Here is a 25,573-nt window from a genome sequence, read left to right as displayed (position 1 = left end):
AAGTCCCCTTAGCGGGCAGTCAGGATCTGCAGACGGCTACCCACGCGCTCGGCGCGGTCGGATAGTTCGCCAACCCATTCAATGATCTTGTAGAGAAAGATCACGTCCACTGGCGGTAGCTGGCTCTCAAGCTTGAACAGCTGGCGGCGAATAGTGATCTGTTGGTCGTCGGCTTGGTGTTCGAGGGTGTGCAGCTCACGGATCATCTTCTGCATCACATCCGAGACGTTTTTGCCAAAGCCGGACTCGAGTAGATCCTTGAGCTCTTCTAGCGCTTGACGCGCTTGCGCCACGCAGGCAACGCTGGTTCGAATGTAGTCGCGCATCGGCGCGGCCAGCTCATCCGGCACGCGCATTTTACGCCCCAGCATAATGCCGGTAATGTCACGCACCTTGTTGGCGATCTTGTCCTGTACGCTGATCAGATCAAGCAGATCGGAGCGCGACACCGGAAGAAACATGGTGTTGGGCAGGTTCAACCGCAGCTCTGTTTTCAGCGTATCGGCGTCATGCTCTAGGCGGGTGACGTTTTCGCGCAGCTCAGCCGCTTTGTCCCAGTCATCAACCAGGGTTGCTTCAAAAAACGGCAACAGCTGATCGGCACACTCATTCGTCTTGACGATATGGGCCAATAACGGCTGGAATGGCGAGCGGCCAAACATCGAAGAAAAAGGATTGGAGGTAACCATAATGCCTTTTAGCCTGTTTTCGGGGAGCCTGGAAATGGCGGCGCCAGTATAAAGAGTGCGCCTGCCGCCGTCATGAAAAGTTCACAAATGTAATCAAATATTCATTTAAATGTCACGATAACGAGGTGGCTAGCGTCATGAAAAGCCCAAACCCCATGGAAGTGGAACTTAAACTGGCCCTTGCCCCGACAGGGCCTGCGGCGCTGACTCAACACCCGTATCTCGCTTCACACGCCGTGCGTAAACAAACGCTGACAAATACCTACTTTGATACCCCTCAGGGTGATCTGGCGAAAGCACATATTGCGCTGCGACTTCGCCAGGTAGACGGCCAGGTGCTGCAAACGGTGAAAACCGCTGGCCAAGGTGGTGGCGGGCTTTCCCAGCGCGAAGAGTGGGAGTGGCAGATTGCTGGCCCGCAGTTGGATCTCGCTTCAATTGCCAAGCTCCCCCCTTTTCAAGGCGAACTTAGCGGTGTGCTAGATGCCCTCGCCCCCCAACTCAGCACCGATTTCACACGGCGTAGCTGGCAGCTAAAAGAGGGCGGACAAGGTCAGGAAAGCCATATCGAGCTGGTATTGGATGAAGGCGAAATTATTAGCGGTGGCTACCGCACGCCGATTCGCGAAGCAGAGCTCGAATTAAAAGGCGGCGAGCCTGAAGCTCTGTGGGCACTGGCATTAACCCTTGCTGAACAGGTAGCGCTGCGGCCCTCGGACAGTAGCAAGGCGGCCCGTGGCAATGCGCTTAGTACCCAACACTGGCCGCTCCCCGAAGCGCACTCCCCGGCAGAGTGGCTGCACCGTGCCACGCTGGCGCTGGACGCCTACCACGACAGCCAACAAGCCAGCTTTTTAAACGATGCCCAGCAGGCGCTGGCCACTCTCGCCGAACATCCCGAACTGGATGCCACCGCACGCGCTTATGCCCAGGCGCTGCCTGGCGCGCTCGATGCGGACGGCCAGCCCAATGCAGCCTACGGTAAAGCGGCGTTAGCGCTCGCCCATCGCTTGGCGTACCAAACCGCGCTACGCTAGGTCCTAGCGCACTTTTCAGGACGGCATTGAGGTCCACTTCAGGATGATGCAATGAATTTAAACTTAACCCCCGGCGCGGAAGGCCTACGCACCCGCCTGTTTCATATCATATTTGAGTCTGACACGCCGGGAGCAAAAGCTTTTGATATCGCCTTGATTGTGGCGATTCTACTCAGCGTTGCGGTCATTATGCTGGGCAGTATCGAGACTTATGCCGAGCGGTACGGTGAGCTATTCTTCTATCTTGAGTGGGTCTTCACGCTATTGTTCAGCATTGAGCTGATCTTGCGCATTTACTGCCTGGAAAAGCCGACGCTCTATTTAAGAAGCTTTTACGGGATCGTCGACTTGATTGCCGTGTTGCCCCCATGGCTAGTGCTTTTGGTACCCGGCGCCCATGGATTGGTGATCGTTCGTCTGCTGCGAGTACTGCGCATTTTTCGTATTCTGCGCCTGATGGAGTTTGTCGGCGAGGCGCGTCTTTTAATGGATGCCCTTAAACGCAGCATGCGCCAGATATTGCTGTTTTTTAGCGCCATATTAATGGTGATTACCCTGTTCGCGGCGCTGATGTACACCATCGAATCCTCTGAGGCGGGCTTCACCAGTATTCCGATGTCGATGTACTGGGCCATTGTCAGCATGACCACCGTCGGCTATGGCGACATCGTCCCCGCTACTGCGCTGGGTAAATCGATTACGGTGGTACTCATGCTGCTCGGCTACTCGATCATTGCCGTGCCCACCGGGGTGTTTTCCGCTCAGGTGATTCGCTCGATCCGTGAAGAGCGTTACTCCGAAGAAGCCTGCCCCGGCTGCGGTCACGAACGCCATGAAAAACGCGCCCGCTACTGCCTACGCTGCGGCACCTGGCTCGACGAGGACAGCGAAGACCCGCGGAAGAAAGACGCAGACAAAAACGCGCCCCAGGACAGCTAAACCAAATAGCCAAATCTGGGGCGCGCAGCGTTCATTTAGTGCGGGATAGAGTGATTATCTCACCGATCACTCTACTTCGTGCGGGGCTTCCCAAGCATCTAGCTCGGCCTCGCTCCAGGCACCGTAAGTAGCGTTGGGGAACACGATCCAATCGTTGCCAAAACGCTCGGCATTCTCTTCAACAAGCGCATGCTGCTGGTCAAGGTCGGCGCCCGCGAAGTCACCCGCGAAATCGTGAAGGGAATCACCCAGCTGCATCACCAGCGTGTGGTTATCCACCACTTCCGCGCGGCGTTCTGCCTTGGCAGGCCCCAGCAACATCACGCTCTGTTCAGAGACTTGGGGTAGCTCTAGCGCTTCCAAGGTGGCGATAGTGTCGGCCTCGTTCTCCTGATAGCGATCAGAGACGTAAAAAATGGCCACGCCCTGCTCATCCGCGTAATCCAGGAACGCTTTGGCACCCGGCATCAAACGCGGCTCGCCTTCACGCTCCCAATGCTTCCATGTGTCCCAGGTGGTGTAGTCGTGGCATGCCTGCATGTCGCGAACCAACAGCGCACTATTATCCAGCACCGTTTCATCCAGGTCGGTAATGATCGCCAAGTCGTCGCTGCCACCATGCGCCTCAATCTGATCCTCAAGCCGGTAGGTGGCGAGGGCAAAACCCTGACGCTGCAGAGCAGCGGCTTCAGCAGACTGCTGTTGATAGCGCAGGCCCATTGCATAAGCTTCCTGGGCACATATTTCTGCGTCATCACTATTTGCATGGCTGGTCAGCGGTAAAGCGGTGAGGCTGGCTAGAGCAGCAAGGGTGCAGAGGCGAGAAGGGAATGGCTTCGTCATTGAATGATCTCCTGGGCTAGGCGATCTCAAAAAGACGAGGCGATTCCTCGCCTTAAAGGATCACGATTTATTATCGAAAAGAACCGTTAGGATCATATTTTATTTTCATTGAACATTCAAATAATGAAAAATAGACAAATTCCCTGCTCATTAAAGCTAAAAGCAGGGATTTGCTCTGAAAAGTGTTTTTAGACGACGAAAGGAGAAATATCGCCGCGCCCTTCACGGATGATTTTCGGCGGCAGTTCGCGCAGGTCGATGACGCTGGTGGGGTCTAAATGGCAGGCGCCGCCGTCGATAATGGCATCCAGGTGGGCGCCAAAACGCTCGCGGATCTCTTCCGGGTCGTTCATGGGCAGGTCATCGCCCACCGGAATCAACGTTACGCTCATCAACGGCTCGCCTAATGCGGCCAGTAACGCGTGGGTAATGCGGTGATCCGGTACGCGCACGCCAATGGAGCGCCGCTTGGGATGCAGTAGCAGGCGCGGCACTTCTGAAGTGGCATCCAGAATATAAGTATAAGGGCCTGGGGTATGGGCTTTCAGCAACCGAAATACATCGTTATCCACCTTGGCGTAGGTGCCAATTTCCGAGAGATCGGAGCACACCAGGGTGAAGTTGTGTTTATCGTCCAGTGAACGTAACCATTTTATCTTCTCAATGGCTTTCTTCTCACCCAGATGGCAGCCAAGGGCATAGCCCGAATCAGTGGGGTAAGCAACCACACCGCCTTTACGAATGATCGCAATCGACTGATCGATGAGGCGTTTCTGAGGGTTTTCCGGGTGAATCTGAAAATATTGGCTCATTGGTAACTCCTGTCCGTAGGCACTGCCTATACAGCATAGCCGACTTGGCTTTTAACTGACCGGGCTTGGCAATGACCCGGCTGTGATTTAACCGACCGCCAGCAGGCCGGGTGACGCATCGCGCAGGTGCAGCAGCCGGGGATGCTGCCATATGGGGGGCGCCGCAGTGCGCGGCACTAGGCTCATGCTGCCGGGGGCCGCATGACTGCCGGGGAAGTGAAAATCGCTGCCCATAGAGGCGTAAAGGTCGCGCTCCACTAGCTGACGCGCCAGATCGCGGGTGCTATCCGGGTTCTGCTGGCCGCTGACCAGTTCAACCGCCTGGCCGCCCGCCGCTTGGAAGGTATCCATCAACAGGCCTCGCTTGCGCCGGGTTAAGCCGTGGCGCAGTGGATGGGCAATCACGGCCACACCACCGGAATCGACAATCCAGCTCACGGCTTCGCTGATTTCCGGCCAGTGGGCTTTAACATCGCCCTTTTTGCCGCTGCCCAGATAGCGCTTGAAGGCGCTGGCCCAGTCGGGCACCACGCCTTCCGCTACCAGCGCGCGGGCAAAGTCCGGGCGGCCTAGCGGGCGGTCACTGCCGGCGTGCAGGCGCGCTTTTTCCAGCGCGTTGGATAAACCGACTTTTTCCAGCCTTTCGGCGATCACTGCTGCACGCTGTATCCGCGCTTCACGCTGCTGAATCAGGCCTTCCACCATTGACCCCTGCAAGCCACCGGGCATCAGCGCCACCACATGGATATTGACGCCCTGCCAGCGTGTGGATAACTCACAGCCGGGGATAAGACACAGCCCTGCTTGCTCCGCCGCGCGGCCCGCTTCTTCAATGCCGTCCATGGTATCGTGATCGGTGAGCGACATGTGCGTCAGCCCGCGTTCGGCACACAGGGTTACCAGCTCGGTGGGCGTTAACGCGCCATCGGAAGCGGTTGAGTGCATGTGCAAATCAACTGGGTAGCGCTGATCGGCATCAAAGGTATAGGGAAGTCGAGGCATAAGCATGACGCCGTGTGGCCAGTTTGTCAGAATGCGCTTTTCAGCTGTGAATGAACCCTTCGCAATGGGTAAGATATGGTGCGCGCTTATGCCAGTGCGGTCAATTAACGGTCACTTTGCATCCTCGTCTTATCAAGGAGTTATACCCAAATGCTGTATGCCATTATGAGTGAAGATGTACCCAATAGCTTAGAGCGCCGCTTAGCGGCCCGGCCAGACCACTTGGCACGCCTGGAAGCGCTGCGCGATGAAGGCCGCCTGGTACTGGCTGGCCCTCACCCTGCCATCGACGCTGAAAATCCTGGCGATGCAGGCTTTTCCGGCAGCTTGGTGGTAGCGGAATTCGACAGCCTGGAAGACGCCAAGGCGTGGGCCGACGCTGACCCATACATTATTGCAGGGGTGTATGCCAAGGTAATTGTTAAGCCGTTCAAGAAAGTTATGCCTTGACGCCAATAGGCAAGTATGGAGGGTTCGTCGGCTTTTTCACAGAGCCTGTGGAAAACTCTGTGCAAACCCGGCGGACGCTTTGCGCTAAGCCAGAGATAACGCCAGCGCTAACAAATTGATCATTTTTTAACCACCTATTCATCAATACGGATACCTGCGTGACCCAACGTTCAAACGCTTTGCCACCGCTTGCGGCATTAACGACGCCAACCCTTACCTGGAACGAGGGAGCCCCCCACGCAACAGCGTTTGATGACATCTATTTCACCCGTGGCGATGGGCGCGCAGAGACCGAACATGTATTTCTGGGTGCCAACCACCTGCCCGAACGCTTTACCGCCTGGGAAGCCGCGCGGCCCTTTGTGATTGGCGAAACCGGCTTTGGCACCGGGCTCAATATGCTCTGCGCCTGGGCCTGTTTTGAACAACATGCCCCTTCTTCTGCACGACTGCACCTGTTATCCACAGAGAAGTTTCCCCTTGAGCTAGTTGCCCTTGAACAAGCATTAGCTAGCTGGCCCTCGCTGGCGACTTATACACAGGCGCTCTGTGCCCAGTGGCCCGCCGCGGTTAGCGGTATTCACCGCCTGCACTTAACCGATCGCGTCACCCTTGATCTGCATTTCGGCGATACCACTGAGCGCCTGGAGCAATTGGATGGTCAGGTCGACGCCTGGTTTTTAGACGGCTTTGCGCCTTCTAAAAACCCCGATATGTGGCAGCCTGAATTGTTTAACGCCATGGCCGCCCGTTCACGCCCCGGCGCGACTTTCGCCACTTTTACCTGCGCAGGCATCGTTAAGCGGGGCCTGAAAGCGGCGGGCTTTAACTGGAAGAAAGTGCCGGGCTATGGCCGCAAGCGGGAAATGCTAGCGGGCAGTATCGAAGCTCCACCAGCGGATCACCGCCGCCAGGCCACTCCCTGGTTTATCCCACCGCCTGCGACACCGGCCAAGCACGTTGTGATAGTCGGCGCCGGGTTGGCGGGAAGCAGCGTAGCGGCAGCGCTGGCACGGCGGGGCGTTAAGGTGACAGTGGTGGAGCGCGAAGCACCCGGTGCGGGCGGTTCGGGTAATCGCCAGGGCGCGCTATATGTAAAGCTTGCCGCCGAGACCAATCACCAAAGCCGGGTTTATCTTGCCGGGCTGTTGTACAGCCAGCGCTGGTTAACGCAGCAAAATTCCCCCCAAAGCTTATGGCAGCCCTGCGGCGTGGTGCAGTTGGCAAGCAGTGATAAAGAGGCACGCCGCCAGCAGCGTTTTATCGAGCAACACCCGCTGCCACCTGAAGTCGTCACGGGCATGGAGAACCCGGCGTTAACCGAAACGGCAGCAATCACCCTCACTGCCCCCCACGGGCTTTATTATCCACAGGCGGGGTGGGTAAGGCCTAAGGCGCTGTGTGAGTACTTGCTTAGCCAACCAGGCATTAGCTTGCAGCAAGGCAACGTTCGCTCCCTTACCCAACTAGAAAACGGCTGGCAACTGAACTTGGCCGATGGCAGTACGTTGCGGGCGGATCAGGTGGTGATTGCCAGCGCGCATTTGGCTAACCGCTTTACGCAAACGGCGGAATTACCGCTACAGTCGGTGCGCGGCCAGATTAGCGAGATAACGCTACCCGATGAGGTGGCGGGCCCTAAACGCGTCGTCTGTGCTGGCGGCTATGTGGCGCCCGCTTTAGAGGGTGTGCTGACCTTCGGGGCTAGCTTTGTACCCAACAATGCGACAACTGATGTGACGGATGACGACCATCAGCGCAATATCGATGAGCTGCGCCAGACGCTGCCCGCGCTGGTAGAGGCGTTGGAAAAGGCAGGCATTGAGCTGAGCCCTGAGAACCTTAAGGGCCGTGCCGCCGTGCGTGCAGCAAGCCCCGACAAAACCCCTTACGCTGGGCCGGTGCCGGTGGCAGAAGCATGGCGAACGGATTATTCGCTGCTGAGCAAAGATGCCACCCGCGTGGCGGAGATACCTGGCAGGCACCATCCAGGCCTGTGGATATCCACCGCCCACGGCTCAAGGGGGCTCGCCAGCGCGCCGCTTTGTGCCGAGGTAATCGCCTCACGAATCTGCGATGAACCAATGCCACTGGAAGCGCCGCTGGTCGATCATCTGCATCCGGGGCGGCGGATTATTAGTGGGATTATTCGTGGCGAGAATGCTTAATAGAAAACCGGGTAACAGCTCTTTTTTGTCACTGCGAAGTACTCCGCCTCATTATATGGGGTGCCATTGCAAACGCAGTGAAGCAAACTGGGGTGGGAGCCCCGACAGGTTGAGATTGCTTCGTCGTTTCACTCTCGCCATGACACATTGGCTGGGCGCCTGGCTACAACATTCTTTTGTCATCGCGAGCGAAGCGCGGCGATCTCGGGTTTGCCTGCCAATGCCAGCAAAGATTGCTTCGTCGTTTCACTCCTCGCAATGACACATAGGCGTCATTGCGAACGAAGTGAAGCAATCTGGGGTGGGTGCCCCGACAGGCTGAGATTGCTTNGATTGCTTCGTCGTTTCACTCCTCGCAATGACACATAGGCGTCATTGCGAACGAAGTGAAGCAATCTGGGGTGGGTGCCCCGACAGGCTGAGATTGCTTCGTCGTTTCACTCTCGCCATGACACATTGGCTAGGTGCCTGGCTACAACATTCTTTTGTCATCGCGAGCGAAGCGCGGCGATCTCGGGTTTGCCTGCCAATGCCAGCAACGATTGCTTCGTCGTTTCACTCCTCGCAATGACACATAGGCGTCATTGCGAACGAAGTGAAGCAATCTGGGGTGGGTGCCCCGACAGGCTGAGATTGCTTNTGCTTCGTCGTTTCACTCCTCGCAATGACACATAGGCGTCATTGCGAACGAAGTGAAGCAATCTGGGGTGGGTGCCCCGACAGGCTGAGATTGCCGCGTCGCTGCGCTCCTCGCAACGACATATTGGGAGGTTTTTCGCAAGATGAGGCTAAATATCGCCCTCTTCTTCGTCGTCGGCGACATCGCGCCCAAACGAGCGCCACTGAGCCAGGGTCATCACTTCGGTCATCTCTAATTCAAGGTCGTGGGCGATAATCAGCTCATTGCGCTCAAGCTGCTTTTTCAGTTCGGCTACCCAGCCGTGCATGCCCTCGCCCGTGGTATCGGTGGTGTCGTAGCCCTGGCGGGTCACAAACGCCTCCAGCAGGGCATTGAGGGTGTCCGGCGGCAGCATTCGGGCGGGTACTTCAATAAAACGGCTCATTAACGCTGCTCCCACTCAGCCAAACGTTCGATAAAGGTGGCTTCGTCCACGACTTCCACGCCCATCTGTTCAGCTTTGGTAAGTTTACTGCCCGCCGCTTCGCCTGCGACCAGGCAGGTAGTCTTCTTCGATACACTACCCGCCACCTTAGCACCCAACGCCTGCAAACGTGCTTTGCCCTCATCCCGGGTCATACTCTCCAATGAGCCGGTGAGCACCCAGGTCTGGCCTTCCAGCGGCGTAGGGCCTTGAGTGACTTCCGCCTCCTGCCAGGTAATGCCCGCATCAATCAGCGCGGCAATGGTTTCCTGGTTGTGCGGTTGGCGGAAGAAAGTATGCACATGGGCGGCCACTATCGGGCCGACATCGTTGACCGCTTCCAGCGCTTCCAACTCAGCGGCTTGAATGGCCTCAAGGGTACCAAAGTGGTTGGCGAGATTGGCCGCCGTCGCCTCGCCTACTTCACGAATGCCTAAGGCGTAAATAAACCGCGCCAGCGTAGTCGATTTGGCAGCTTCAAGTGCGTTGACCAAGTTGGTGGCTGATTTCTCGCCCATACGCGGCAGGCTTTGAAGCTGTTCGACAGACAAGTGAAACAGCGCCGCCGGCGTTTCTACCCAGCCCAAATCAACTAACTGCACGATCAACTTTTCGCCCAAGCCGTCAATATCCAGAGCTTTGCGACTGGCGAAATGCTTGAGCGCTTCTTTACGCTGCGCCGCACAGTAAAGGCCCCCCGAACAGCGAGCGACCGCTTCACCTTCAATACGCTCGATATCCGAACCGCACACCGGGCAATGTTCGGGAAAAATGATCTCCCTTGCATCCGCTGGTCGCAGCTCGGTATGCACGCTCACCACTTGAGGAATCACATCACCGGCCCGGCGAATCGACACCGTATCGCCGATCATGACATCCAAGCGTTTGATCTCATCGGCGTTGTGCAGCGTCGCGTTAGACACCGTTACCCCGGCCACGGTGACTGGTTCCAGGCGCGCCACGGGCGTAATCGCCCCGGTTCGGCCGACCTGGAACTCCACATCGTTAAGCGTGGTGACCTCTTCCTGAGCCGGATACTTGAACGCCACCGCCCAGCGCGGCGCGCGGGCAACAAAGCCAAGTTCACGCTGGTAGCGCAGGTCGTTCACCTTGATCACCACGCCGTCGATATCGAAACCTAAATCGTCTCGCCTTTCTCCTAACTGGTCACAGTAATCGGCAACGGCCTGCGGGCCTTTGACCACCTTCAATTCTGAACTGGCGCGAAAGCCTAACGTGGACAAACGCTGCATTAGTTCGCTGTGCGCAGTATCCCCTAAGTCTGGCTCCAAGCGCGCAGCCTGATAAGCATGAAACTCTAGCGGGCGCTTTGCCGTGATGCGTGGATCCAGCTGGCGCAGGCTGCCTGCCGCCGCGTTGCGGGGGTTGGCAAAGACCTTGCTGCCCTCTTCCCGGGCGCGCTCGTTCAGGGCTTCAAAACCCGCATGGCGCATAATGACCTCACCCCGTACTTCTAACAGCGCAGGCACGTTTTTACCCATCAGCTTGAGCGGTACCGAGCGCAGCGTGCGCAGATTAGAGGTAATGCCTTCGCCGGTGCGACCATCACCTCGAGTCGCACCGCTCACCAGCATGCCCTGCTCATAAACTAACGAGACGGCCGCGCCGTCCAACTTTGGCTCGCAGGTAAACTCAAGACCGTCTGCCGTGCATTCGAGGCGTTCGGCCACCCGTTCAGCAAAGGCGAGGATATCGTCACGGCTAAAGGCGTTATCCAGCGACAGCATGGGGATAGCGTGGGCCACCGATGGAAAGCCATCCGCAGGGGCAGCGCCCACACGCTGAGTGGGTGAATCGGGAGTGACCAACTCCGGATGCTCAGCCTCCAACTGCTGTAAACGCTGAAATTTACGATCATAGTCGGCATCCGTCAGCGTCGGTTCATCCAGCACGTAGTAACGGTAGTTGGCCTCGTCCAGGGCGGCCCGCAGTTGGTTAATCTCTTCCAGAGATTGAGAATCAGACTGACTCATTGGGGTGGGTTCCAGTACTAGCTAAAATCGGCAGCGAAAACGCAAAAGCTAAATTTCAAAAACATAAAAAATGACAAAACGACAGCGTATTGAACAGAAACACCCGCCTCCTGGCAAGAAGGCGGGTGTTTCACAGCAAGTGCTGCTTCGTCGGTTAGTAGGCGACGATTAGCGGGCTTGCAGTTGACGATGCAGGCGATGGCGGCGCTCAAACTCACGCACCCGCTGGCGGGCAAATTCGATCGTTTGTGCGGTCATCACGCTGCGGTTTTCGTCTTTTAGCTCGCCGCCCATATGGCGAACCACCACCATGGCGGTTTCTACCATCGCCTCAAAGGCAGCGGCACTATCGATGGCGCCAGGTAGCGGCATCAACAGCGTGATACCGGGCGTCATAAACTCACCCATCTCTTCAATGGGGAAAGTACCCGGTTTAACCACATTCACCATCGAGAACTGAAGCTCACTAGCATCGCTCTCGGTTTCAAAGCGGTGGAAAACACCCATTTCACTGCTGTAGCGCAAACCGCACACCATCATCAGCTCAAGTAGTTTGGTGCCATCGAAGCCTTCTGGATCACGGGACAGAACGCTAATCACCACGACTTCTTCGGCATTGGACAGCGTCTCTTTAGCGTGTTCACCGTTCACATCATGGCGCAGAGCTTTTTCTAACGTTGGGTGTACGCGGACTCGCTCGTTCATCCCACGCTCGCCGGCCGTTTGGCCGTCATAAGCGTCTGCCTCGAAGCTTTCTTCAAAACCTTCTTCGTGGGCTGCATACTCATGGCTTGCGTAGCGACGCGCCTCTTCATCGGCAGCATGCTGCTGGGCGGCTAGCCTTTCGGCGGCAGCCGCTTCTTCACGAGCTTGGGCCTGCTCTTGAGCAAGGCGGGCACGCTCTGCGTCAGCGGCTTCTTTGGCTTCACGCTTCTGCTCTGCTTCCAGCGCTTTGCGCTCGGCCTTCTGTTGGGCCAAGGCTTGATCACGCACCGCTTTCTCAGCTTTTTTGCGCTGCTTCTCTTTACGCCGCGCAATCAAACGACGCTTCAGCGAGCGCCCCATGCCTTCAAAGTCGACCAGGCGATACTCATCAACTTCGTCATCATCCAACTCGTCGTATTCGCCCGCTGTATCAGAACGCAACTGACGCCGTTTCGGCGAATGCTCATTGGCGTGTTTAGCAAATACTGCATCTTCTGGCTCAGCCCGCAGCACAGGCTCCTGGGTGTGCTCTGGTTCCTGCTGAGTGCGAGGCTGTGCCGCCATTTCGCTGTCTGTTTCAGTGGCAGCTGCGTCACTGGCGGTGAACGAGATAGCATCTGAAGCAGCAGGTTGAGACGCTTCAACGTTCTCTTCTGCCACCGGAGAGCTAGGCGTTGCAGCAGAATACGCAGGCTGCTCACTTTGTGGTTCCGGCTGCGAAGGTACTGTCGCCTTGACCTGCGGCCTCTCAGTTTGAGGAGAGCCAGTTTGTGCAGAGTCAGTCATTGAGATACTGGGCTCGCGGCGCTCATGTTCAGTGGGCGCATTGTGGGCAGCATAACTAGCAGAAGACGTCGCCGCAGAAGTGACTGGCGGCTCTGTCTTAACGGCTACGCTTGGTGCTGGCTTAGCAACTGATGCTGCTTTATCGAGTTTATCTGCCTTATCAGCTTTGCGCTTGGCGGCTTTAGCAGAGGCGGAACGTCTAAACTCTGAAAGCACTCTAGAAGGCCCAGGATGCTCTTGACGTTCTAACTTTGGTTTATTACCTAAGCCACTATAGTCTGCGGGTTTAACAACTCGAGCACCGCCATTTGGAAGTTCCCAATTGATCTCCGCAGCTTTAGCAGCCTCCTCGGGATCATCTAGCGAACTCCCGGATAGGTCTTTCTCCGCCTGATCCAGACGGGGTACACGACGCTGCCGTTGAAGTCTTCGCACACCGTCAATAACGATGAGCGATACCAACGCCAGCCCTAAAATGATTAGCCACTCTCTTAGTTCCATGTCGAACGTTCCATGGTCGTCTTGCCGGTTGCTAAGGCACGGTGTCTAAAATGTCATGCCTGAATATAGGTAACGGCTATTGAATAATTACCTGCTATCAATAAAGCCAAGCATAGCGCGATTACTACCAAAAGGGCCAATTTTTGCTGCATTTAACGCGATTTTCACGCCATGGCAGAATTCTGCCTCTCTTTAGGCCAGAGAAATCTGACCTTAACTTCAAACAAAAGTGCCGCAATCATTAGATCTAACATCTATAAATAGCTTTATAAAGGAATCCGAGAAGCAAGAAAAGCCGTTTTGACAACCGACACACCCGCCATTGCGTATTGCCTCTATAAGCCGTTTAACCATCTCAAGCGCGCTATTAGTAGGGTTAATATAGTTAAGAAGAACGCTTTAGGACATTTTTTTACGCATTTTTCCAACAAAAAGTTTATCTACTTGGCGTTTGCCGCTTCAGCTTTGCTCACTCTACTATCGCCAATAGTGCTTTCGCTAACTCTGCTTTCGACAATAGCCTCCTTGGAAAAACGCTCTCAACAGAAGTGCTCTTCCAAGAACTCTGCTGCTTAGTCTTCGTTCTCCCAGGTCTCAATCAGAATGCTTTCACTGCTGCTTGGTAGGATAGGGAGTTAGTTTAATCGACCAGCGCCGCCGCTTCTTCAATACCCACCGAGACTAACCGCGATACGCCGGGCTCTTGCATGGTGACACCCATCAAGCGCTCGGCGGCTTCCATGGCAATCTTGTTGTGGGTGATGTAGATAAACTGAACGTTTTCAGACATCTCTTTCACCAGCCTGGCGTAACGGCCCACGTTGGCGTCATCCAAGGGGGCATCGACTTCATCCAGCATACAGAACGGCGCGGGGTTAAGCTGAAAGATCGCAAATACCAGCGACAGCGCAGTCAGCGCCTTCTCGCCGCCCGAGAGCAGATGAATGGTGCTGTTCTTCTTACCCGGCGGGCGGGCCATAATCGCCACGCCGGTTTCCAACAGATCATCGCCGGTTAGCGTTAGCCATGCAGCACCGCCGCCGAATACGCGAGGGAAAAGGGTTTGTAGCCCAGTGTTCACCTGATCAAAGGTTTCGCGGAAACGCACACGGGTTTCTTGATCGATACGCTTAATCGCCCTTTCGAGGGTTTCCAGCGCTTCGGTCAGCTCAGCATGCTGCGCTTCCAGATAATTTCGCCGCTCGGCCTGCTGGTCGTACTCCTCAATGGCAGCGAGGTTGATCGCCCCCAAGCGGCGAATTTTATCCGTGGTGCTTTCCAGGCGTTCCTGCCAACGGGTTTCCGTCGCTTCCTGAGGTAACTGTTCGGCAAGAGTCTCGACGTTATGACCAAGCTCAGCTAGCTGCTCATCCTGGGTGGTGGCTTTAAGTGCCAGCGCCTGCACGTCCATGCGCCGCTGCTGGAGCTGCTCGCGGCTCTGTTCCAGGTTGCGCTCGTGCTGCTGGCGGGCAAGTTCATCGTTACGCAGCTGTTCTGCCAGTGCCTGAGCCTGCTGACGAGTGGCGTTTAAGCGCCCTTCCTGCTGCTCGCGCTGATGAAGCAGCTCTTCAAGCTCTTCACCGGCCAGCTCGTTGGGTTCGATCAGCATTTCCCGTGACTCTTCCAGCTCGGCAATCCGCAGCGAGAGCCGCTCTTCAGAGTCACTTGAACGCGCCTGCTGTGAGCGCAGACTATCGCGCTCGGCACTCAAGCGTTCACGCTCCAGCGCCAGCGCCTGCTGCTGCGCTTTGAGCGGGGCGTGCTGCTGGGTCAACTGGTCACGCGCTTCACGCTGCCGGTTGCGCTGTTCGGCGCTGGTTTCCCGCGCTTGCGCCGCGCTTTCCAACTGTTCCATCGCCACATGCCAGCGGGCACGCTGCTCGTCGATGGTAAGCGCTAACTCCGCCTCATCTTCTTGCAGCTGGGCAAGCTCTTCATCGAGTTCAGTGGCGCGACTCTCCAGATGTTCCAAGCGCTGGGCCAGGCTGCGCTCTTTTACCGCCAGCTGTTGCAGGGTGGCGGCGTGGGCGCGCTCCTGTTCGGCCTGCTGTTCACGGGCCTGTTCCAGGGTTTCAATGGTTTCACTGGCCGCTTCACACTGCGCTTCTGCCAGCGCCAGCGCTTCTTCTTCGCTTTCGCGCTGGGCGGTCAGTTCGGCGTAGCGGCGGCGCGTTAATAGCAGCCCGTCGATACCTTCGCCGTTGGCCTGCTGGTTCAGCCAGCCGCGGCCCAGCCAAACGCCATCCTGGCTTACCACGCTTTCGCCAGGTGCGAGGTGCGCTACCTGCGCCTCCGCTTGTTCTGCCGTTTGCGTATAGTGAATGCTCGCTAACCATTCACCCAACGCACCGGCGCCTTTGACCAAGCTGTCTAATCGCTGGCCAGAGGTTGAGGCGGCGGGTGGTGTTTGATCAATCAGCCGCCACTCCGTGGCTAAGGCTTCAGGTAAAGCGGCCAGTTGGTGGCGGTTCACCAGGCGGGCATTGAGCCAAGGCGCGAGCAGCCAGGACACCAGCGTTTCCCAGCCGGGTTCAACCTGCAGTGCTTCACCCAGTTGGGGGGCATCCGCTAAACCATACGCTTCTAAGGTCGTGCCAATAGCAGGATCGTGATCCACCAGGGCGGCATCAATCAACGCTTGAAGTGAGGCCAACTCACCCTGGCGCTGACTGAGTTCAGCGCGCTGATTGTCCCGCGTCTGAGTGGCCTGCTGGTAGGCTGCTTTAGCATCGCCGTAGCGCTGCTGCCATTGATCCCGCTGGGTTTGAAAACCTTCCGACTGCTCCTCGGCCTCGGTCAACTGCGCCTGGCACACAGCGTGCTCTTCACGCAGCGCGGTGAGATCGGCTACCTCGCTGCGCTGCTGACGGCGGCGCTGATTTTCCGCTTGTAAACGCTGAATACGCTGTTCAAGGTCGCGTAACTGATCCTGGCTGCGATCCGCATCGCGGCTGGCATCCCGCCAGCGGGTTTCGGCATCGGCCCACTGCTGCTCGGCGGCTTCCAGCGCGGGAGATGCGTCGGCCAACGCCTGCTCCAGGCTTTCGAGCTGCTCCTCCAGCGCTTCGTGTTCGGGGAGCAGATCCTCAAAGCGCTCGTCAATGGCGGCTAAACGCTCCTGATCGCCTTCGCTAACGCGACGCTGCTCGTCCAATTCGCGCCGAGCCGTGGCGATGTCGCTGGCCAGTTGGGTTTCACGGCTACGCCGGTGGGCCTGATCCTGTTCTAAACGGGCGATGCGCGTAGTGGTTTCAAAGAACTGCTGCTGATGGCGATCGAGCACCTCAGAAAGTTCGTCGTGCTGCTCCCGGGCCTGCTCCAGGCGGGTTTCGCACTGGCGGACACCAAAGACATCTTTTTCTACCGCTATTTCCAATTCGCGAACGCGGCTCTCTTGATGCGATTGCTCGGCACGCAGGGCGCGCCCGCGCAGCAGCGCCAGCTCGCCCTTGAGCCGATACTCCTGCTCCTTGAGATCCTGATAGCGTTTGGCGGCTTCGGCCTGACGCTTGAGGCGCTCTAGCTGCTTATCCAGCTCTTCGCGAATATCGTCCAGTCGCTCCAGATTCTCCTGGGTTCGCCGCATGCGGTTTTCGGTTTCCCGGCGGCGCTCTTTGTACTTGGAGATACCCGCGGCCTCTTCAAGCGTTGAGCGCAGATCGTCGGGGCGGGCTTCGATCAGCCGCGAGATCATCCCCTGGCCGATAATCGCGTAGGAGCGCGGCCCCAGACCGGTACCCATAAACAGGTCGGCGATATCGCGCCGACGGCATTTCTGGCCGTTAAAGAAGTAGTTGGATTGTCCGTCGCGGGTGACTAGACGCTTAACGGCAATTTCCGCGTACTGGGCGTAAACGCCGCCCATGCTGCCATCGCGGTTGTCGAACTTGAGTTCTATGGACGCCTGGCTGATTGGTTTACGGCCGGTGGAGCCGTTAAAGATAACGTCGGCCATGGATTCGCCGCGCAGGGTTTTGGCGGATGACTCCCCCATTACCCAGCGCACGGCGTCGATAATATTGGATTTACCGCAGCCGTTGGGACCTACGATGGCGGTCATATTGCCATCAAAGGGCACCGTGACAGGATCCACAAAGGACTTAAACCCGACTAAGCGAATCGACGTTAAGCGCATACCGAAGCGGCGTTCCTGTTGCGATTATTCAAAGACACGGTTAATCACCACTTCGGCCGCTTCGTCGTCTTCAATTGGCCCGATGCTGACGCTCTCAAGGTCACCAAACAGATCCCCGGGCTGGGGCGCTGCTTGGCCAGAAGGAGAAACACGCACCACTAAACGGGCTTCCTGTACCTGGGATATTTGCGCCTGGGGAGACATCGCGACACTGTTATCTAGCGTCACGGTCATAGGCAGCTCGGATACCTGTGCCCGCACCACGGCCAGGGGCGGTAACTCGCCCTCAATATCGCGGGCGGTAATAAAGACGCTGGCATCGCCATCTACGCGCCCGACGAGCTCCTCATCCAGCGAGACACGCACACGAATGCCGGTGCCCTCGGTGACGGCTTCTTCGGGTTCAATACCCAATCGCTCCTGAGCCACGCGAATGCCGTCGCGTAGCGAGGACACAGTGTTGGGATCCTCGATATTGGCAATCGCCCGGCGCCAGTGGTCAATAGCCTGCTCGTAATCGCCGTTGTCGAAGGCATTAATGCCCAGCAAGCCCAGCACGGTAGGCTGGCGGGGATCCTGCTCCAACGTCTCGTCGACCAACGCTTGTACTTCGTCGGTAAGCTCGCGCTCAGCCATAAAGAAACGAATTTGCGCCAACTGCGCAAGCAGCGGTGGAATGCGCCCTTCAATCTCGATCAGGCGCTCCAGGGCGTCCACGGCCTTGGGCATTTGTCCGGTTTCACGGTAGAGCGGAAACAGCTCGCTCCACACATTAGGGTTATCCGGCTGGCGTTCGGCCTGCTCCTCCATGCGCTCGATATACATGGCAAGCGATCCATCAGGATCGTTCTGCACTTCTTGCTGCACGGCCAGTAGCACCAGGTCGCCCTCAGCGCCCTTTTGCTGATACCAAATAACGCTAACAGCGACCACAGCGAGCATCACCACAGGCACGACAATACGGCCGGCGCTGGCAGCCTTTAGCGGCCGACGCTCGCGAAAAGCAGTGTCTTCCAGCAGGCTGCGCTCGAGTTCCAGCCGGTCTTCCTCAAAGCGTGCGGCATCTATGTCGCCGCGTTCAAGAGCCGCTTCCAGTGACGCCAAGCGGCGCTTGAAAATCGCCACGTTCTGCTCGGCGGAGGTGTCGTTGACTTCAAAATCGCGCTGCTGGTCATGCAGGGCACGCGCGTTTCTTAGCGGCGAAACCAGCAGCCACAGCGCGGGGAGCAGTAGAATGGCAATGGCTATCCAGAGCAGCGTCATGAAGACCCCTTACGGTTAGTCAGCGCGTCTATGCGCTGGCGTTCTTCGGCGCTCAACGCTTTAGCAGAGGCGTTACGGCGGGCGCGAATCATCAGCACAACCACCATCGCACCTAGCAACACCAGGGCGATGGGCAAGCCCCAAAGCAGGTAGGTACGGCTCTCTAAACGCGGGTTGTAGAGAATATATTCACCAAACCGCTGCACCATATGGTTGATAATTTCGATATCCGACTGCCCGTCTTGCAACAGTTGATAAACCCGCTCACGCATATCTGCCGAAATGGGTGCATCGGAATCGTTTATGGCTTGGTTTTCACACAGTGGGCAGCGCATGGAGGCGGTTAAATCGTGATAGCGCTTCTCCATGACCGGGTCGTCAAATTCGCGCAGTTCGATACCACCTGCCGCTGCACCAAACGCTATGACCAGCAGTAGTAGCGCTGCCATGGTTCGCATTAGCGCCATTTTTCCACCTCCGGAAGAATTCGCTCGCGCACGTCTTGCGGTGATACGTAGCCTTTATGGTGATAGCGAATGACCCCGTCGGCATCGACCAGGAATGTCTCCGGGGCGCCGTAGACGCCAAGATCAAACCCTAGCTCGCCTTCCGGATCAAAAATATTAACTTCAAACGGATCGCCAAATTCGCTGAGAAACTGCATGCCTTTCTCGCGGGTATCGCGGTAGTTGACCCCGACCATGCGAATGTCGTTATCAGCCAGTTCCAGCAGTTGCGGCATCTCCTGCTTACAGGCCGGACACCACTCGCCCCACACATTCACCAACGTCACCTCACCCTTTAACAGCGTTTGGTCAACGCGGCGATTCTCATCACGCAGCGTGCTGGCTTCAAAGGTCGGGAACTCCCGCGCCATCAGCGCTGAATCCCGCTGGGAGGGGTCCAGCGAGAGGCCTTGGTAAAAGAACAGCGCCAGGGCTAAAAAACACACCGGCAACAGTAATAGCAGTAGCCGTCGCTTCATGCCGTGGCCTCCCGTGCGCCATTTTGAGTACTGTTCTGAGTACTATCATCCTGGCTAGCCACTTTGGGCGCTTCACGGGTGGATGCGGTACGGCGGTAGCGCTTGTCGAGCACCGCCAATACACCGCCAAACGCCATTAGCAGTGCGCCCAGCCAGAGCCAACGGACGAACGGCTTATACTGCACCCGCATTGCCCAACTGCCATCGCCCAGGTTCTCACCCATGGCGACATAGAGGTCGCGGAACAGCCCTGGGCGCAGGGCCACTTGCGTCATCGGCATACCGGTGGCCAGGTAGAGACGCTTTTCGGGCCGCATGGTAAAGCTGCTGCCTGAGTCGCCGCGCTGCACTTGTAGAATCGAGGTGTCCGCCAGGAAGTTAGCGCCACGACGCTCGGTTAACTCGGTCATGGTGAACTGATAGCCCGCGACTTCGACCGTGGTGCCCGGCGACATGCGCACGTTGCGCTCAATGTTGTAGTTGGACACTACCGTCACGCCGACGATAGTGACCGCAACACCTACGTGCCCCAGCACCATGCCCCAATAAGCCAGGGAGAGCTTACGAACACCGGCCAAAAACGAACTGGCGTGGCGGGTTTTATCGAATACATCGCGCACCATCGGCAGCACAATCCAGAGTGCAGAGACAATGCCCAGGGAGACAAACAGGTTCCACTCGCCACGGTACAGCAGCGGCATTAATATGCCGATCACCAATGCGGCCACACCGGCTAACCACAGTTTACGAATCAGATCCCGTGCCGCCATGCTCTTCCAGCGCGTTACCGAGCCAAGCCCCATAAAGATACACATCAACACGGTAAGCGGCACAAACAGGGTATTAAAGTAAGGCGGGCCCACGCTGATTTTCCCCAGCCCCAGAGAATCCAGAATCAGCGGATAGACGGTACCCAGTAGCACGGTGACGGTCATAATCACCAGAAAGATATTATTAACCAGCAGCAGCGCATCCCGGGAGAGCCAGTTAAACCCCACCTTATGACTTACCCGCGGAGCGCGTAGCGCAAACACCAGCAGCGACAGCGTTACCGTAATGGCCAGCAGCATCAGGATAAAGAAACCGCGGGCCGGGTCGTTGGCGAACGCATGCACCGAGGTCAGCACCCCAGAGCGCACCAGAAAAGTGCCCATTAGCGACAGCGAGAAGGTCGAGATCGCCAACAGCACGGTCCAGCTTTTAAACGAGCCGCGCTTCTCGGTGACCGCGAGTGAGTGAACCAGTGCGGTTCCCGTCAGCCAGGGCAGCAGTGAAGCGTTTTCGACCGGATCCCAGAACCACCAGCCACCCCAGCCAAGCTCGTAATAGGCCCACCAACTGCCTAACGCGATACCCACGGTCAGGAATGCCCAGGCCAGATTCGTCCAGGGCCTTGCCCAGCGCGTCCAGGCCGCGTCTAAACGACCGCCCATCAGCGCTGCAATGGCAAATGCAAAGACCACGGAAAAGCCCACATAGCCCATGTAGAGCATCGGCGGATGCACCACTAGCCCGAAGTCTTGCAACAGCGGGTTAAGGTCGGCGCCATCCTGGGGCATACCGGGCAGTAGCCGCTCGAAGGGGTTCGATGTCATCAGAATAAACAGTAAGAAGCCGACGCAAACCATACCCATCACGCCCATTACTCGCGCGACCATATCCCGCGGCAGGTTGCCGGTAAACAGGCTGGCCGCACACCCCCAGCCCGCGAGCATAAAGCTCCACAGCAGCACCGACCCTTCATGGTTGCCCCACACCGCGCTGAACTTGTAGTACCAGGGCAGCAGCGAGTTGGAGTTGTTGGCCACGTTCGCCACGCTAAAGTCGTCCAGCATATAGCTGGCGGTCAAACAGGCGTAGGCAATGGCAATGAACACAAACTGCCCCACCGCCATGGGCTGACCATAGGCCATCCACAGCGGGCGCCGGGTGGCCGCACCGGCCAGCGGCATCACGGCCTGCACCGCCGCCATCAGCAGCGCGATAATGAGGGCAAAGTGGCCAATTTCAGGAATCATTTTGATAAACATGTGCGCTCCGAACCAGCACTGGCGGTAAGGCAAGGCGGTTAAACTGTGGGTCTTAGTATTCGCTTGCTTGGGGTACGCCTTCTTCGTCCAGGCGTTTACCCACTTCCGCGGCTTTGGCCTGGTAGTCGGCTGGCGAATAGCCCGCCTCTTCAAGTGCCTGGGCAACTTCAGGGGGCATATAGTTCTCATCGTGGCGCGCAAGCACTTTATCGGCGTACAAACGACCATCGGACTGAAGCTCTCCGATCACTACCACGCCTTGGCCTTCGCGGAACAAGTCGGGCAGGATGCCGCTGTAGTAGACCTCCAGGTCATCAACGTAATCGGTGACGACAAACTCGACGTCCAGGCTCTCGGGGTCACGGGATACTGAACCCTCTTTCACCATGCCACCGGCGCGAATCTGCCGCTCCATGGGCGCGTCGCCCTGGGCGATCTGTACCGGGCTGAAAAACAGATTGATGTTAGCGCGCAGCGCGTACAGGGTCAGCCCCACGGCAATCGCGGCCAGCGACACAAGGCCCAGGATAATAAAGAGTTTCTGTTTACGTTTAGGCGTCATTGGGCGTTTCCCCTTGCGCTGTTTGCGCGTCTTGCACGGCGTTTCAAGCCTTTGATCAATTGGCGCTGTTCAGCACGCGCATGCCATACGGTGGCGAGCAGCAGTAGCGCTGTCACGCCCCAGGCAGACCACACATAAGGCGCGTGACCACCCATGGCGAGAAATTCGGAAAATGAGTCAAACGCCATTAGCGAGCCTCCTCTGCCGGTACTTTCACCACTTGGCCGGTCACCAATTCCTGTACCCACCGTTTGTTAGCTTCGCGGCGCAAAATTTCACTGCGTGTGCGCATCAGCGTTAAGGCAATGAAAAAGCAGTAGAAACCCAGCACCATAATGACCAGAGGCAGCCACATTTCAGTAGGCATGGCCGGGCGCGAGGTCAGCGTAAATGAAGCGGGCTGGTGCAGGGTGTACCACCAGTCCACCGAGTATTTGATGATGGGAATATTGATCACCCCCACCATGGCCAGCACCGAGGCTGCCCGTGAGGCGCTATCGCGGCCGGTAAAAGCCCCACGCAGAGCAATTACGCCCAAGTACAAAAACAGCAAGATCAGCATTGACGTTAGCCGTGCATCCCACATCCACCAGGTTCCCCAAGTGGGCACACCCCATACGGCACCGGAAAACAGCGCGACAAAGGTCATAGCTGCGCCAAGAGGCGCCATCACCGCCGCCGCCATATCGGCGACTTTAATTTTCCAGACCATAAACACCAGGCCGGAAACCGCCATGGCAATGAAGATAGACTGAGCCAAAAAGGCCGCCGGCACATGGACGTAAATAATTCGGAAGCTATTACCCTGCTGGTAATCCGCTGGCGCAAACGCCAACCCCCACAGCGAGCCAGTGACGATCAACAGCGCCGCCGCGGCCCAAAACCAGGGCTGTAATTTGGCACTAATGCCGTAGAACCACTTGGGTGATCCCAGCTTGTGTATAAAGGCCCACATAGCGTGTCCCGTCCTTAACCGTTAATACTGATACGCAGCGATGCGGCAATCGCCCACGGCGCCAACATGAGTGAGGCGGCGAGCAGCGCGCCCAGGATAGCCAGGTGTGCGGAGACACCCTCTCCAAAAATGGCCGCCTGCACCGCGCCTGCGCCAAAAATGAGTACCGGGATATACAACGGCAGCACCAGTAGCGAGAGCAGCACTCCGCCCCGTGCCAAGCCAACGGTTAACGCCGCACCGATGGCGCCAATCAAACTCAAGCTTGCCGTACCCAATGCAAGCGACAGCGCCAGCACGGCGTAGCTACCCGCCGGCAGCGCCAGCATAATACCCAATATCGGCGCCATCAGCGCCAACGGTAGGCCTGTCAGCAGCCAGTGTACGGCCACTTTGGCCAAACTTAGCGCGACTAACGGCTGCGGCGCCAATAGCAGTTGCTCCAGACTACCGTCGTCATAATCGCTGCGAAACAGGCTGTCTAATGAAAGCAGCGCGGCTAACAAAGCTGCGACCCACAGCAAACCTGGAGCAATCACCGCTAACAGCTCAGGGTCGGGCGAAATAGCGATCGGGAACAGCGTGATCACCAGGGCAAAAAACACCAGTGGGTTGAGCACTTCGCCACGGCGTCTCAGCAATAGCGTTAAGTCACGCACTAGCGTGGCCTTCACTGCGGTCATTAACCCACCACTATGCTCACGCAGTGGCACTGCTGAAACCTGTTGAGCGGTCTCCGAACTTTGTGAAGAGCTGTGCAACCCTTTCTCCTTTACCCTAGGGATATCCGTCTGAGCAACGGTGAAGCGGTTAACTCGTGGTGTGTCGTTACTAACACACAGCCCCCCGCCTGAGCGTGGGCAACCAGCTGTTTCTCTAGATCAGCGACGCCGTGGCGATCAATCGCGGTGAAAGGCTCATCCAGTACCCATAGGGCGCGCGGCGTTAACGTTAAGCGCGCCAGGGCAACACGGCGCTGTTGCCCTGCTGAGAGTTGCCCTGCGGGCACATCTTCAAAGCCTGCCAACCCAACCCGTTCAAGAGCTTCCAGGCGCTGATCTTCATTACCACTTTCCCCGCTTAACGCCTGATACCAGGCTAAATTTTCTAACGGGGAAAGCCCTGACTTAATGCCCGGTGCATGTCCTAAATAGAGCAAATTCGCGAGAAAATGTTCACGTGCTTCGTTCATCGCAGCGCCATTCCAGAACAGTTCGCCCTGGTAGTCACTGAGCTGGCCGGAGAGAATTTTCAGAAGGCTGGTTTTACCACTACCATTGGGCCCTTCAATTCGCACTATCTCGCCGCTGCGAACCTCCAGATCTAACCCTTGAAACAGCCAGCGGTCATCGCGTTCACAGGCAAGCTGGCGGGCTTGTAGACACAGGCTCAAGCGTCTCTCCTGGCATATTGATTTCGCGTCGAACTCTACACGTAAAGCCCCTTTCTCGCCACTCACACAATGCGGCGCTGGGTCGCAGCGTGATCTTCATCAATATGTCGTGAGAGCAATTATCTCTGGCACTGTATGCAAAAACAGGTCTACAATGAAAACCACTGTATGAAAGAACATGCAATGGAGATTCTTTGATGACCCTATCGATGGCAGCACCTACCGTTACGTTTGGCCGTAGACAACCGGCACCGCGCCCTTACGCAATGGCGCCTAGCATTACCCGACGCAATACCTATGCACTCAAAGTGCGTGGCAATGCACTGTGTGATTGCAACTTGTTCGATGGCGATGTCATTATTATCCGGCGCTATCAACACGATACCCAGACAGAAACTGCCGTTGCCGAAATAAACCAGCAAACGATCGCCTTGAGGCAGCTCTCTATCAGCCGCTTTGGCGTAGAGCTATGGCCAGAAGATACTTTGCAGCCAGCGCTATTTTTGCACAACCGGGATATTCAGGTACTCGGCATGGTAATGGGTGTGAAAAGTGAGACTACCTTTACGGAGCATTAATGCGCTATCGGGTTCCCGAGTTACCCACAGGGTCATGGCACACGGCTGACATTGAAGTAGAAAAGAGCCAATTTATCACCTGGATCTGCCACGCTCCCGATATCAACGCATTCACTACTCTGCTGAATGCGGCGAAAACCGCGCATCCTAATGCCAGCCACCACTGCACTGCCTACATTGCCGGGCCACCCGGCGAGCAAAATCTGATTGGCTTTTCCGATGATGGCGAGCCTGGCGGCACCGCTGGCCGCCCCATGTATCAGGTTCTCCAGGGGAGCCAACTGGGCCAGATTGGCTGTGTGGTCATTCGTTATTTTGGCGGTACAAAGCTCGGCACCGGTGGCTTAGCCCGCGCCTACGCTCAGGCGGTTAGCCATGCCCTTGAGACACTCGCTACCCGGGAAGTGGTTGAGCGCGACACCTACACCCTGCGCCTTACTTTTGCCAATGAAGCGATTGCCCGCGCCTGGTGCGAAGAGCACGACATCCCTATTGAGCAAGCCGACTACGATGGTGATGGCGTTCGCCTGACCATTGGCTGGCCACGGGACTGCCCGCTTGACCTTGCCCCGCTAGAAAACCGCTTGAAGAGTGCTATTGAGGTTCTCTCTGCACCAAAGGCATAACGCAGCAGATGAAAGGG

23 protein-coding genes are annotated in these 25,573 nt (G+C 57.1%); 6 read left to right on the top strand and 17 right to left on the bottom strand.

Annotation, left to right across the window (positions count from 1 at the left end; all coding sequences use genetic code 11):
- Positions 1-8: 8 nt before the first annotated feature.
- Positions 9-689, bottom strand: a complete 681-nt coding sequence (locus RO22_RS03665) for a TIGR00153 family protein (protein WP_009286796.1) — start codon at positions 687-689, stop codon at positions 9-11.
- A gap of 137 nt (positions 690-826) precedes the next feature.
- Here RO22_RS03665 and RO22_RS03660 point away from each other — a divergent pair, with 137 nt between their 5' ends.
- Positions 827-1,726, top strand: a complete 900-nt coding sequence (locus tag RO22_RS03660; RefSeq protein WP_041157630.1) for a CYTH domain-containing protein — start codon at positions 827-829, stop codon at positions 1,724-1,726.
- A 51-nt stretch (positions 1,727-1,777) separates the two neighbouring features.
- On the top strand, positions 1,778-2,665 hold the full coding sequence (locus tag RO22_RS03655; protein WP_041157629.1) for an ion transporter: 888 nt from the start codon (positions 1,778-1,780) through the stop codon (positions 2,663-2,665).
- A gap of 66 nt (positions 2,666-2,731) precedes the next feature.
- Here RO22_RS03655 and RO22_RS03650 read toward each other — a convergent pair whose 3' ends face one another.
- The 3 genes from RO22_RS03650 to RO22_RS03640 form a co-directional block, all read right to left on the bottom strand.
- The gene (locus tag RO22_RS03650; protein WP_022519942.1) at positions 2,732-3,508 is read right to left on the bottom strand and encodes a 5'-nucleotidase, lipoprotein e(P4) family; all 777 of its coding nucleotides are present in this window, start codon (positions 3,506-3,508) and stop codon (positions 2,732-2,734) included.
- Positions 3,509-3,696: 188 nt separating this feature from the next.
- Complete coding sequence (locus RO22_RS03645) at positions 3,697-4,320, bottom strand: L-threonylcarbamoyladenylate synthase (RefSeq protein WP_022519943.1); 624 nt, start codon at positions 4,318-4,320, stop codon at positions 3,697-3,699.
- A gap of 87 nt (positions 4,321-4,407) precedes the next feature.
- On the bottom strand, positions 4,408-5,328 hold the full coding sequence (locus RO22_RS03640; RefSeq protein ID WP_041157628.1) for a PHP domain-containing protein: 921 nt from the start codon (positions 5,326-5,328) through the stop codon (positions 4,408-4,410).
- Positions 5,329-5,472: 144 nt separating this feature from the next.
- Here RO22_RS03640 and RO22_RS03635 point away from each other — a divergent pair, with 144 nt between their 5' ends.
- Together RO22_RS03635 and mnmC are read left to right on the top strand one after the other, a co-directional pair.
- Positions 5,473-5,772, top strand: coding sequence for a YciI family protein (locus tag RO22_RS03635; protein WP_022519945.1), 300 nt, complete (start codon positions 5,473-5,475; stop codon positions 5,770-5,772).
- A gap of 158 nt (positions 5,773-5,930) precedes the next feature.
- Positions 5,931-7,940, top strand: a complete 2,010-nt coding sequence (gene mnmC, locus RO22_RS03630) for a bifunctional tRNA (5-methylaminomethyl-2-thiouridine)(34)-methyltransferase MnmD/FAD-dependent 5-carboxymethylaminomethyl-2-thiouridine(34) oxidoreductase MnmC (protein WP_041157627.1) — start codon at positions 5,931-5,933, stop codon at positions 7,938-7,940.
- Between the two features lie 788 nt (positions 7,941-8,728).
- Here mnmC and RO22_RS03625 read toward each other — a convergent pair.
- From RO22_RS03625 to ccmA, 13 genes are all read right to left on the bottom strand, one after another.
- Complete coding sequence (locus tag RO22_RS03625) at positions 8,729-9,004, bottom strand: YheU family protein (protein ID WP_022519947.1); 276 nt, start codon at positions 9,002-9,004, stop codon at positions 8,729-8,731.
- Positions 9,004-11,037, bottom strand: coding sequence for an NAD-dependent DNA ligase LigA (gene ligA / locus RO22_RS03620; RefSeq protein WP_041157626.1), 2,034 nt, complete (start codon positions 11,035-11,037; stop codon positions 9,004-9,006). Before ligA ends, RO22_RS03625 begins: the two co-directional genes overlap by 1 nt.
- Positions 11,038-11,205: 168 nt before the next feature.
- Entirely contained in the window at positions 11,206-13,029 is a 1,824-nt protein-coding gene (zipA, locus tag RO22_RS03615) for a cell division protein ZipA (protein ID WP_041157625.1), read from the bottom strand.
- A 640-nt stretch (positions 13,030-13,669) separates the two neighbouring features.
- Positions 13,670-17,164, bottom strand: coding sequence for a chromosome segregation protein SMC (gene smc / locus RO22_RS03610; RefSeq protein WP_041157624.1), 3,495 nt, complete (start codon positions 17,162-17,164; stop codon positions 13,670-13,672).
- A gap of 24 nt (positions 17,165-17,188) precedes the next feature.
- The gene (gene ccmI / locus RO22_RS03605; RefSeq protein WP_041157623.1) at positions 17,189-18,427 is read right to left on the bottom strand and encodes a c-type cytochrome biogenesis protein CcmI; all 1,239 of its coding nucleotides are present in this window, start codon (positions 18,425-18,427) and stop codon (positions 17,189-17,191) included.
- Positions 18,424-18,894: a cytochrome c-type biogenesis protein gene (locus RO22_RS03600; RefSeq protein WP_039858734.1), complete on the bottom strand. Its 471-nt coding sequence runs from the start codon at positions 18,892-18,894 to the stop codon at positions 18,424-18,426. The genes ccmI and RO22_RS03600 overlap by 4 nt, the downstream gene beginning before the upstream one ends.
- Positions 18,885-19,412 (bottom strand): DsbE family thiol:disulfide interchange protein, encoded by a 528-nt coding sequence (locus tag RO22_RS03595; RefSeq protein ID WP_041157622.1) that lies wholly within the window; start codon positions 19,410-19,412, stop codon positions 18,885-18,887. Before RO22_RS03595 ends, RO22_RS03600 begins: the two co-directional genes overlap by 10 nt.
- Positions 19,409-21,442 (bottom strand): heme lyase CcmF/NrfE family subunit, encoded by a 2,034-nt coding sequence (locus tag RO22_RS03590; RefSeq protein ID WP_022519954.1) that lies wholly within the window; start codon positions 21,440-21,442, stop codon positions 19,409-19,411. The genes RO22_RS03595 and RO22_RS03590 overlap by 4 nt, the downstream gene beginning before the upstream one ends.
- Before the next feature lie 52 nt (positions 21,443-21,494).
- On the bottom strand, positions 21,495-22,004 hold the full coding sequence (gene ccmE, locus RO22_RS03585) for a cytochrome c maturation protein CcmE (RefSeq protein ID WP_027957351.1): 510 nt from the start codon (positions 22,002-22,004) through the stop codon (positions 21,495-21,497).
- Positions 22,001-22,192 (bottom strand): heme exporter protein CcmD, encoded by a 192-nt coding sequence (gene ccmD, locus RO22_RS03580; RefSeq protein WP_022519956.1) that lies wholly within the window; start codon positions 22,190-22,192, stop codon positions 22,001-22,003. The genes ccmE and ccmD overlap by 4 nt, the downstream gene beginning before the upstream one ends.
- Positions 22,192-22,959 carry a heme ABC transporter permease gene (locus tag RO22_RS03575; RefSeq protein ID WP_041157621.1) on the bottom strand — a complete coding sequence of 256 codons (768 nt, stop codon included), beginning with the start codon at positions 22,957-22,959 and terminating at the stop codon, positions 22,192-22,194. Before RO22_RS03575 ends, ccmD begins: the two co-directional genes overlap by 1 nt.
- 14 nt (positions 22,960-22,973) lie before the next feature.
- Positions 22,974-23,642, bottom strand: coding sequence for a heme exporter protein CcmB (gene ccmB, locus RO22_RS03570; protein WP_223828158.1), 669 nt, complete (start codon positions 23,640-23,642; stop codon positions 22,974-22,976).
- 89 nt (positions 23,643-23,731) lie between these two features.
- Entirely contained in the window at positions 23,732-24,352 is a 621-nt protein-coding gene (ccmA, locus tag RO22_RS03565; RefSeq protein WP_041157619.1) for a cytochrome c biogenesis heme-transporting ATPase CcmA, read from the bottom strand.
- Positions 24,353-24,549: 197 nt separating this feature from the next.
- Here ccmA and RO22_RS03560 point away from each other — a divergent pair, with 197 nt between their 5' ends.
- Positions 24,550-24,930, top strand: coding sequence for a LexA family protein (locus RO22_RS03560; protein ID WP_027957354.1), 381 nt, complete (start codon positions 24,550-24,552; stop codon positions 24,928-24,930).
- A complete protein-coding gene (locus tag RO22_RS03555) occupies positions 24,930-25,556 on the top strand; it encodes an IMPACT family protein (RefSeq protein ID WP_022519960.1) in 627 nt (208 codons plus the stop codon). Before RO22_RS03560 ends, RO22_RS03555 begins: the two co-directional genes overlap by 1 nt.
- Positions 25,557-25,573 lie beyond the last annotated feature (17 nt).

Source organism: Halomonas sp. KHS3, from assembly GCF_000830495.1.
Lineage (GTDB): Bacteria > Pseudomonadota > Gammaproteobacteria > Pseudomonadales > Halomonadaceae > Vreelandella > Vreelandella titanicae.
Note: the sequence above shows the minus strand (reverse complement) of the source record. Positions and strands in the feature narration are given on the sequence as shown.

Excerpts from the sequence above, each read along its gene's own strand:
- RO22_RS03665 (WP_009286796.1), bottom strand. The coding sequence starts at position 689 with ATGGTTACCTCCAATCCTTTTTCTTCGATGTTTGGCCGCTCGCCATTC.
- RO22_RS03660 (WP_041157630.1), top strand. The coding sequence starts at position 827 with ATGAAAAGCCCAAACCCCATGGAAGTGGAACTTAAACTGGCCCTTGCC.
- RO22_RS03655 (WP_041157629.1), top strand. The coding sequence starts at position 1,778 with ATGAATTTAAACTTAACCCCCGGCGCGGAAGGCCTACGCACCCGCCTG.
- RO22_RS03650 (WP_022519942.1), bottom strand. The coding sequence starts at position 3,508 with ATGACGAAGCCATTCCCTTCTCGCCTCTGCACCCTTGCTGCTCTAGCC.
- RO22_RS03645 (WP_022519943.1), bottom strand. The coding sequence starts at position 4,320 with ATGAGCCAATATTTTCAGATTCACCCGGAAAACCCTCAGAAACGCCTC.
- RO22_RS03640 (WP_041157628.1), bottom strand. The coding sequence starts at position 5,328 with ATGCTTATGCCTCGACTTCCCTATACCTTTGATGCCGATCAGCGCTAC.
- RO22_RS03635 (WP_022519945.1), top strand. The coding sequence starts at position 5,473 with ATGCTGTATGCCATTATGAGTGAAGATGTACCCAATAGCTTAGAGCGC.
- RO22_RS03625 (WP_022519947.1), bottom strand. The coding sequence starts at position 9,004 with ATGAGCCGTTTTATTGAAGTACCCGCCCGAATGCTGCCGCCGGACACC.
- ligA (WP_041157626.1), bottom strand. The coding sequence starts at position 11,037 with ATGAGTCAGTCTGATTCTCAATCTCTGGAAGAGATTAACCAACTGCGG.
- zipA (WP_041157625.1), bottom strand. The coding sequence starts at position 13,029 with ATGGAACTAAGAGAGTGGCTAATCATTTTAGGGCTGGCGTTGGTATCG.
- smc (WP_041157624.1), bottom strand. The coding sequence starts at position 17,164 with ATGCGCTTAACGTCGATTCGCTTAGTCGGGTTTAAGTCCTTTGTGGAT.
- ccmI (WP_041157623.1), bottom strand. The coding sequence starts at position 18,427 with ATGACGCTGCTCTGGATAGCCATTGCCATTCTACTGCTCCCCGCGCTG.
- RO22_RS03600 (WP_039858734.1), bottom strand. The coding sequence starts at position 18,894 with ATGGCGCTAATGCGAACCATGGCAGCGCTACTACTGCTGGTCATAGCG.
- RO22_RS03595 (WP_041157622.1), bottom strand. The coding sequence starts at position 19,412 with ATGAAGCGACGGCTACTGCTATTACTGTTGCCGGTGTGTTTTTTAGCC.
- RO22_RS03590 (WP_022519954.1), bottom strand. The coding sequence starts at position 21,442 with ATGTTTATCAAAATGATTCCTGAAATTGGCCACTTTGCCCTCATTATC.
- ccmE (WP_027957351.1), bottom strand. The coding sequence starts at position 22,004 with ATGACGCCTAAACGTAAACAGAAACTCTTTATTATCCTGGGCCTTGTG.
- ccmD (WP_022519956.1), bottom strand. The coding sequence starts at position 22,192 with ATGGCGTTTGACTCATTTTCCGAATTTCTCGCCATGGGTGGTCACGCG.
- RO22_RS03575 (WP_041157621.1), bottom strand. The coding sequence starts at position 22,959 with ATGTGGGCCTTTATACACAAGCTGGGATCACCCAAGTGGTTCTACGGC.
- ccmB (WP_223828158.1), bottom strand. The coding sequence starts at position 23,642 with ATGACCGCAGTGAAGGCCACGCTAGTGCGTGACTTAACGCTATTGCTG.
- RO22_RS03560 (WP_027957354.1), top strand. The coding sequence starts at position 24,550 with ATGACCCTATCGATGGCAGCACCTACCGTTACGTTTGGCCGTAGACAA.
- RO22_RS03555 (WP_022519960.1), top strand. The coding sequence starts at position 24,930 with ATGCGCTATCGGGTTCCCGAGTTACCCACAGGGTCATGGCACACGGCT.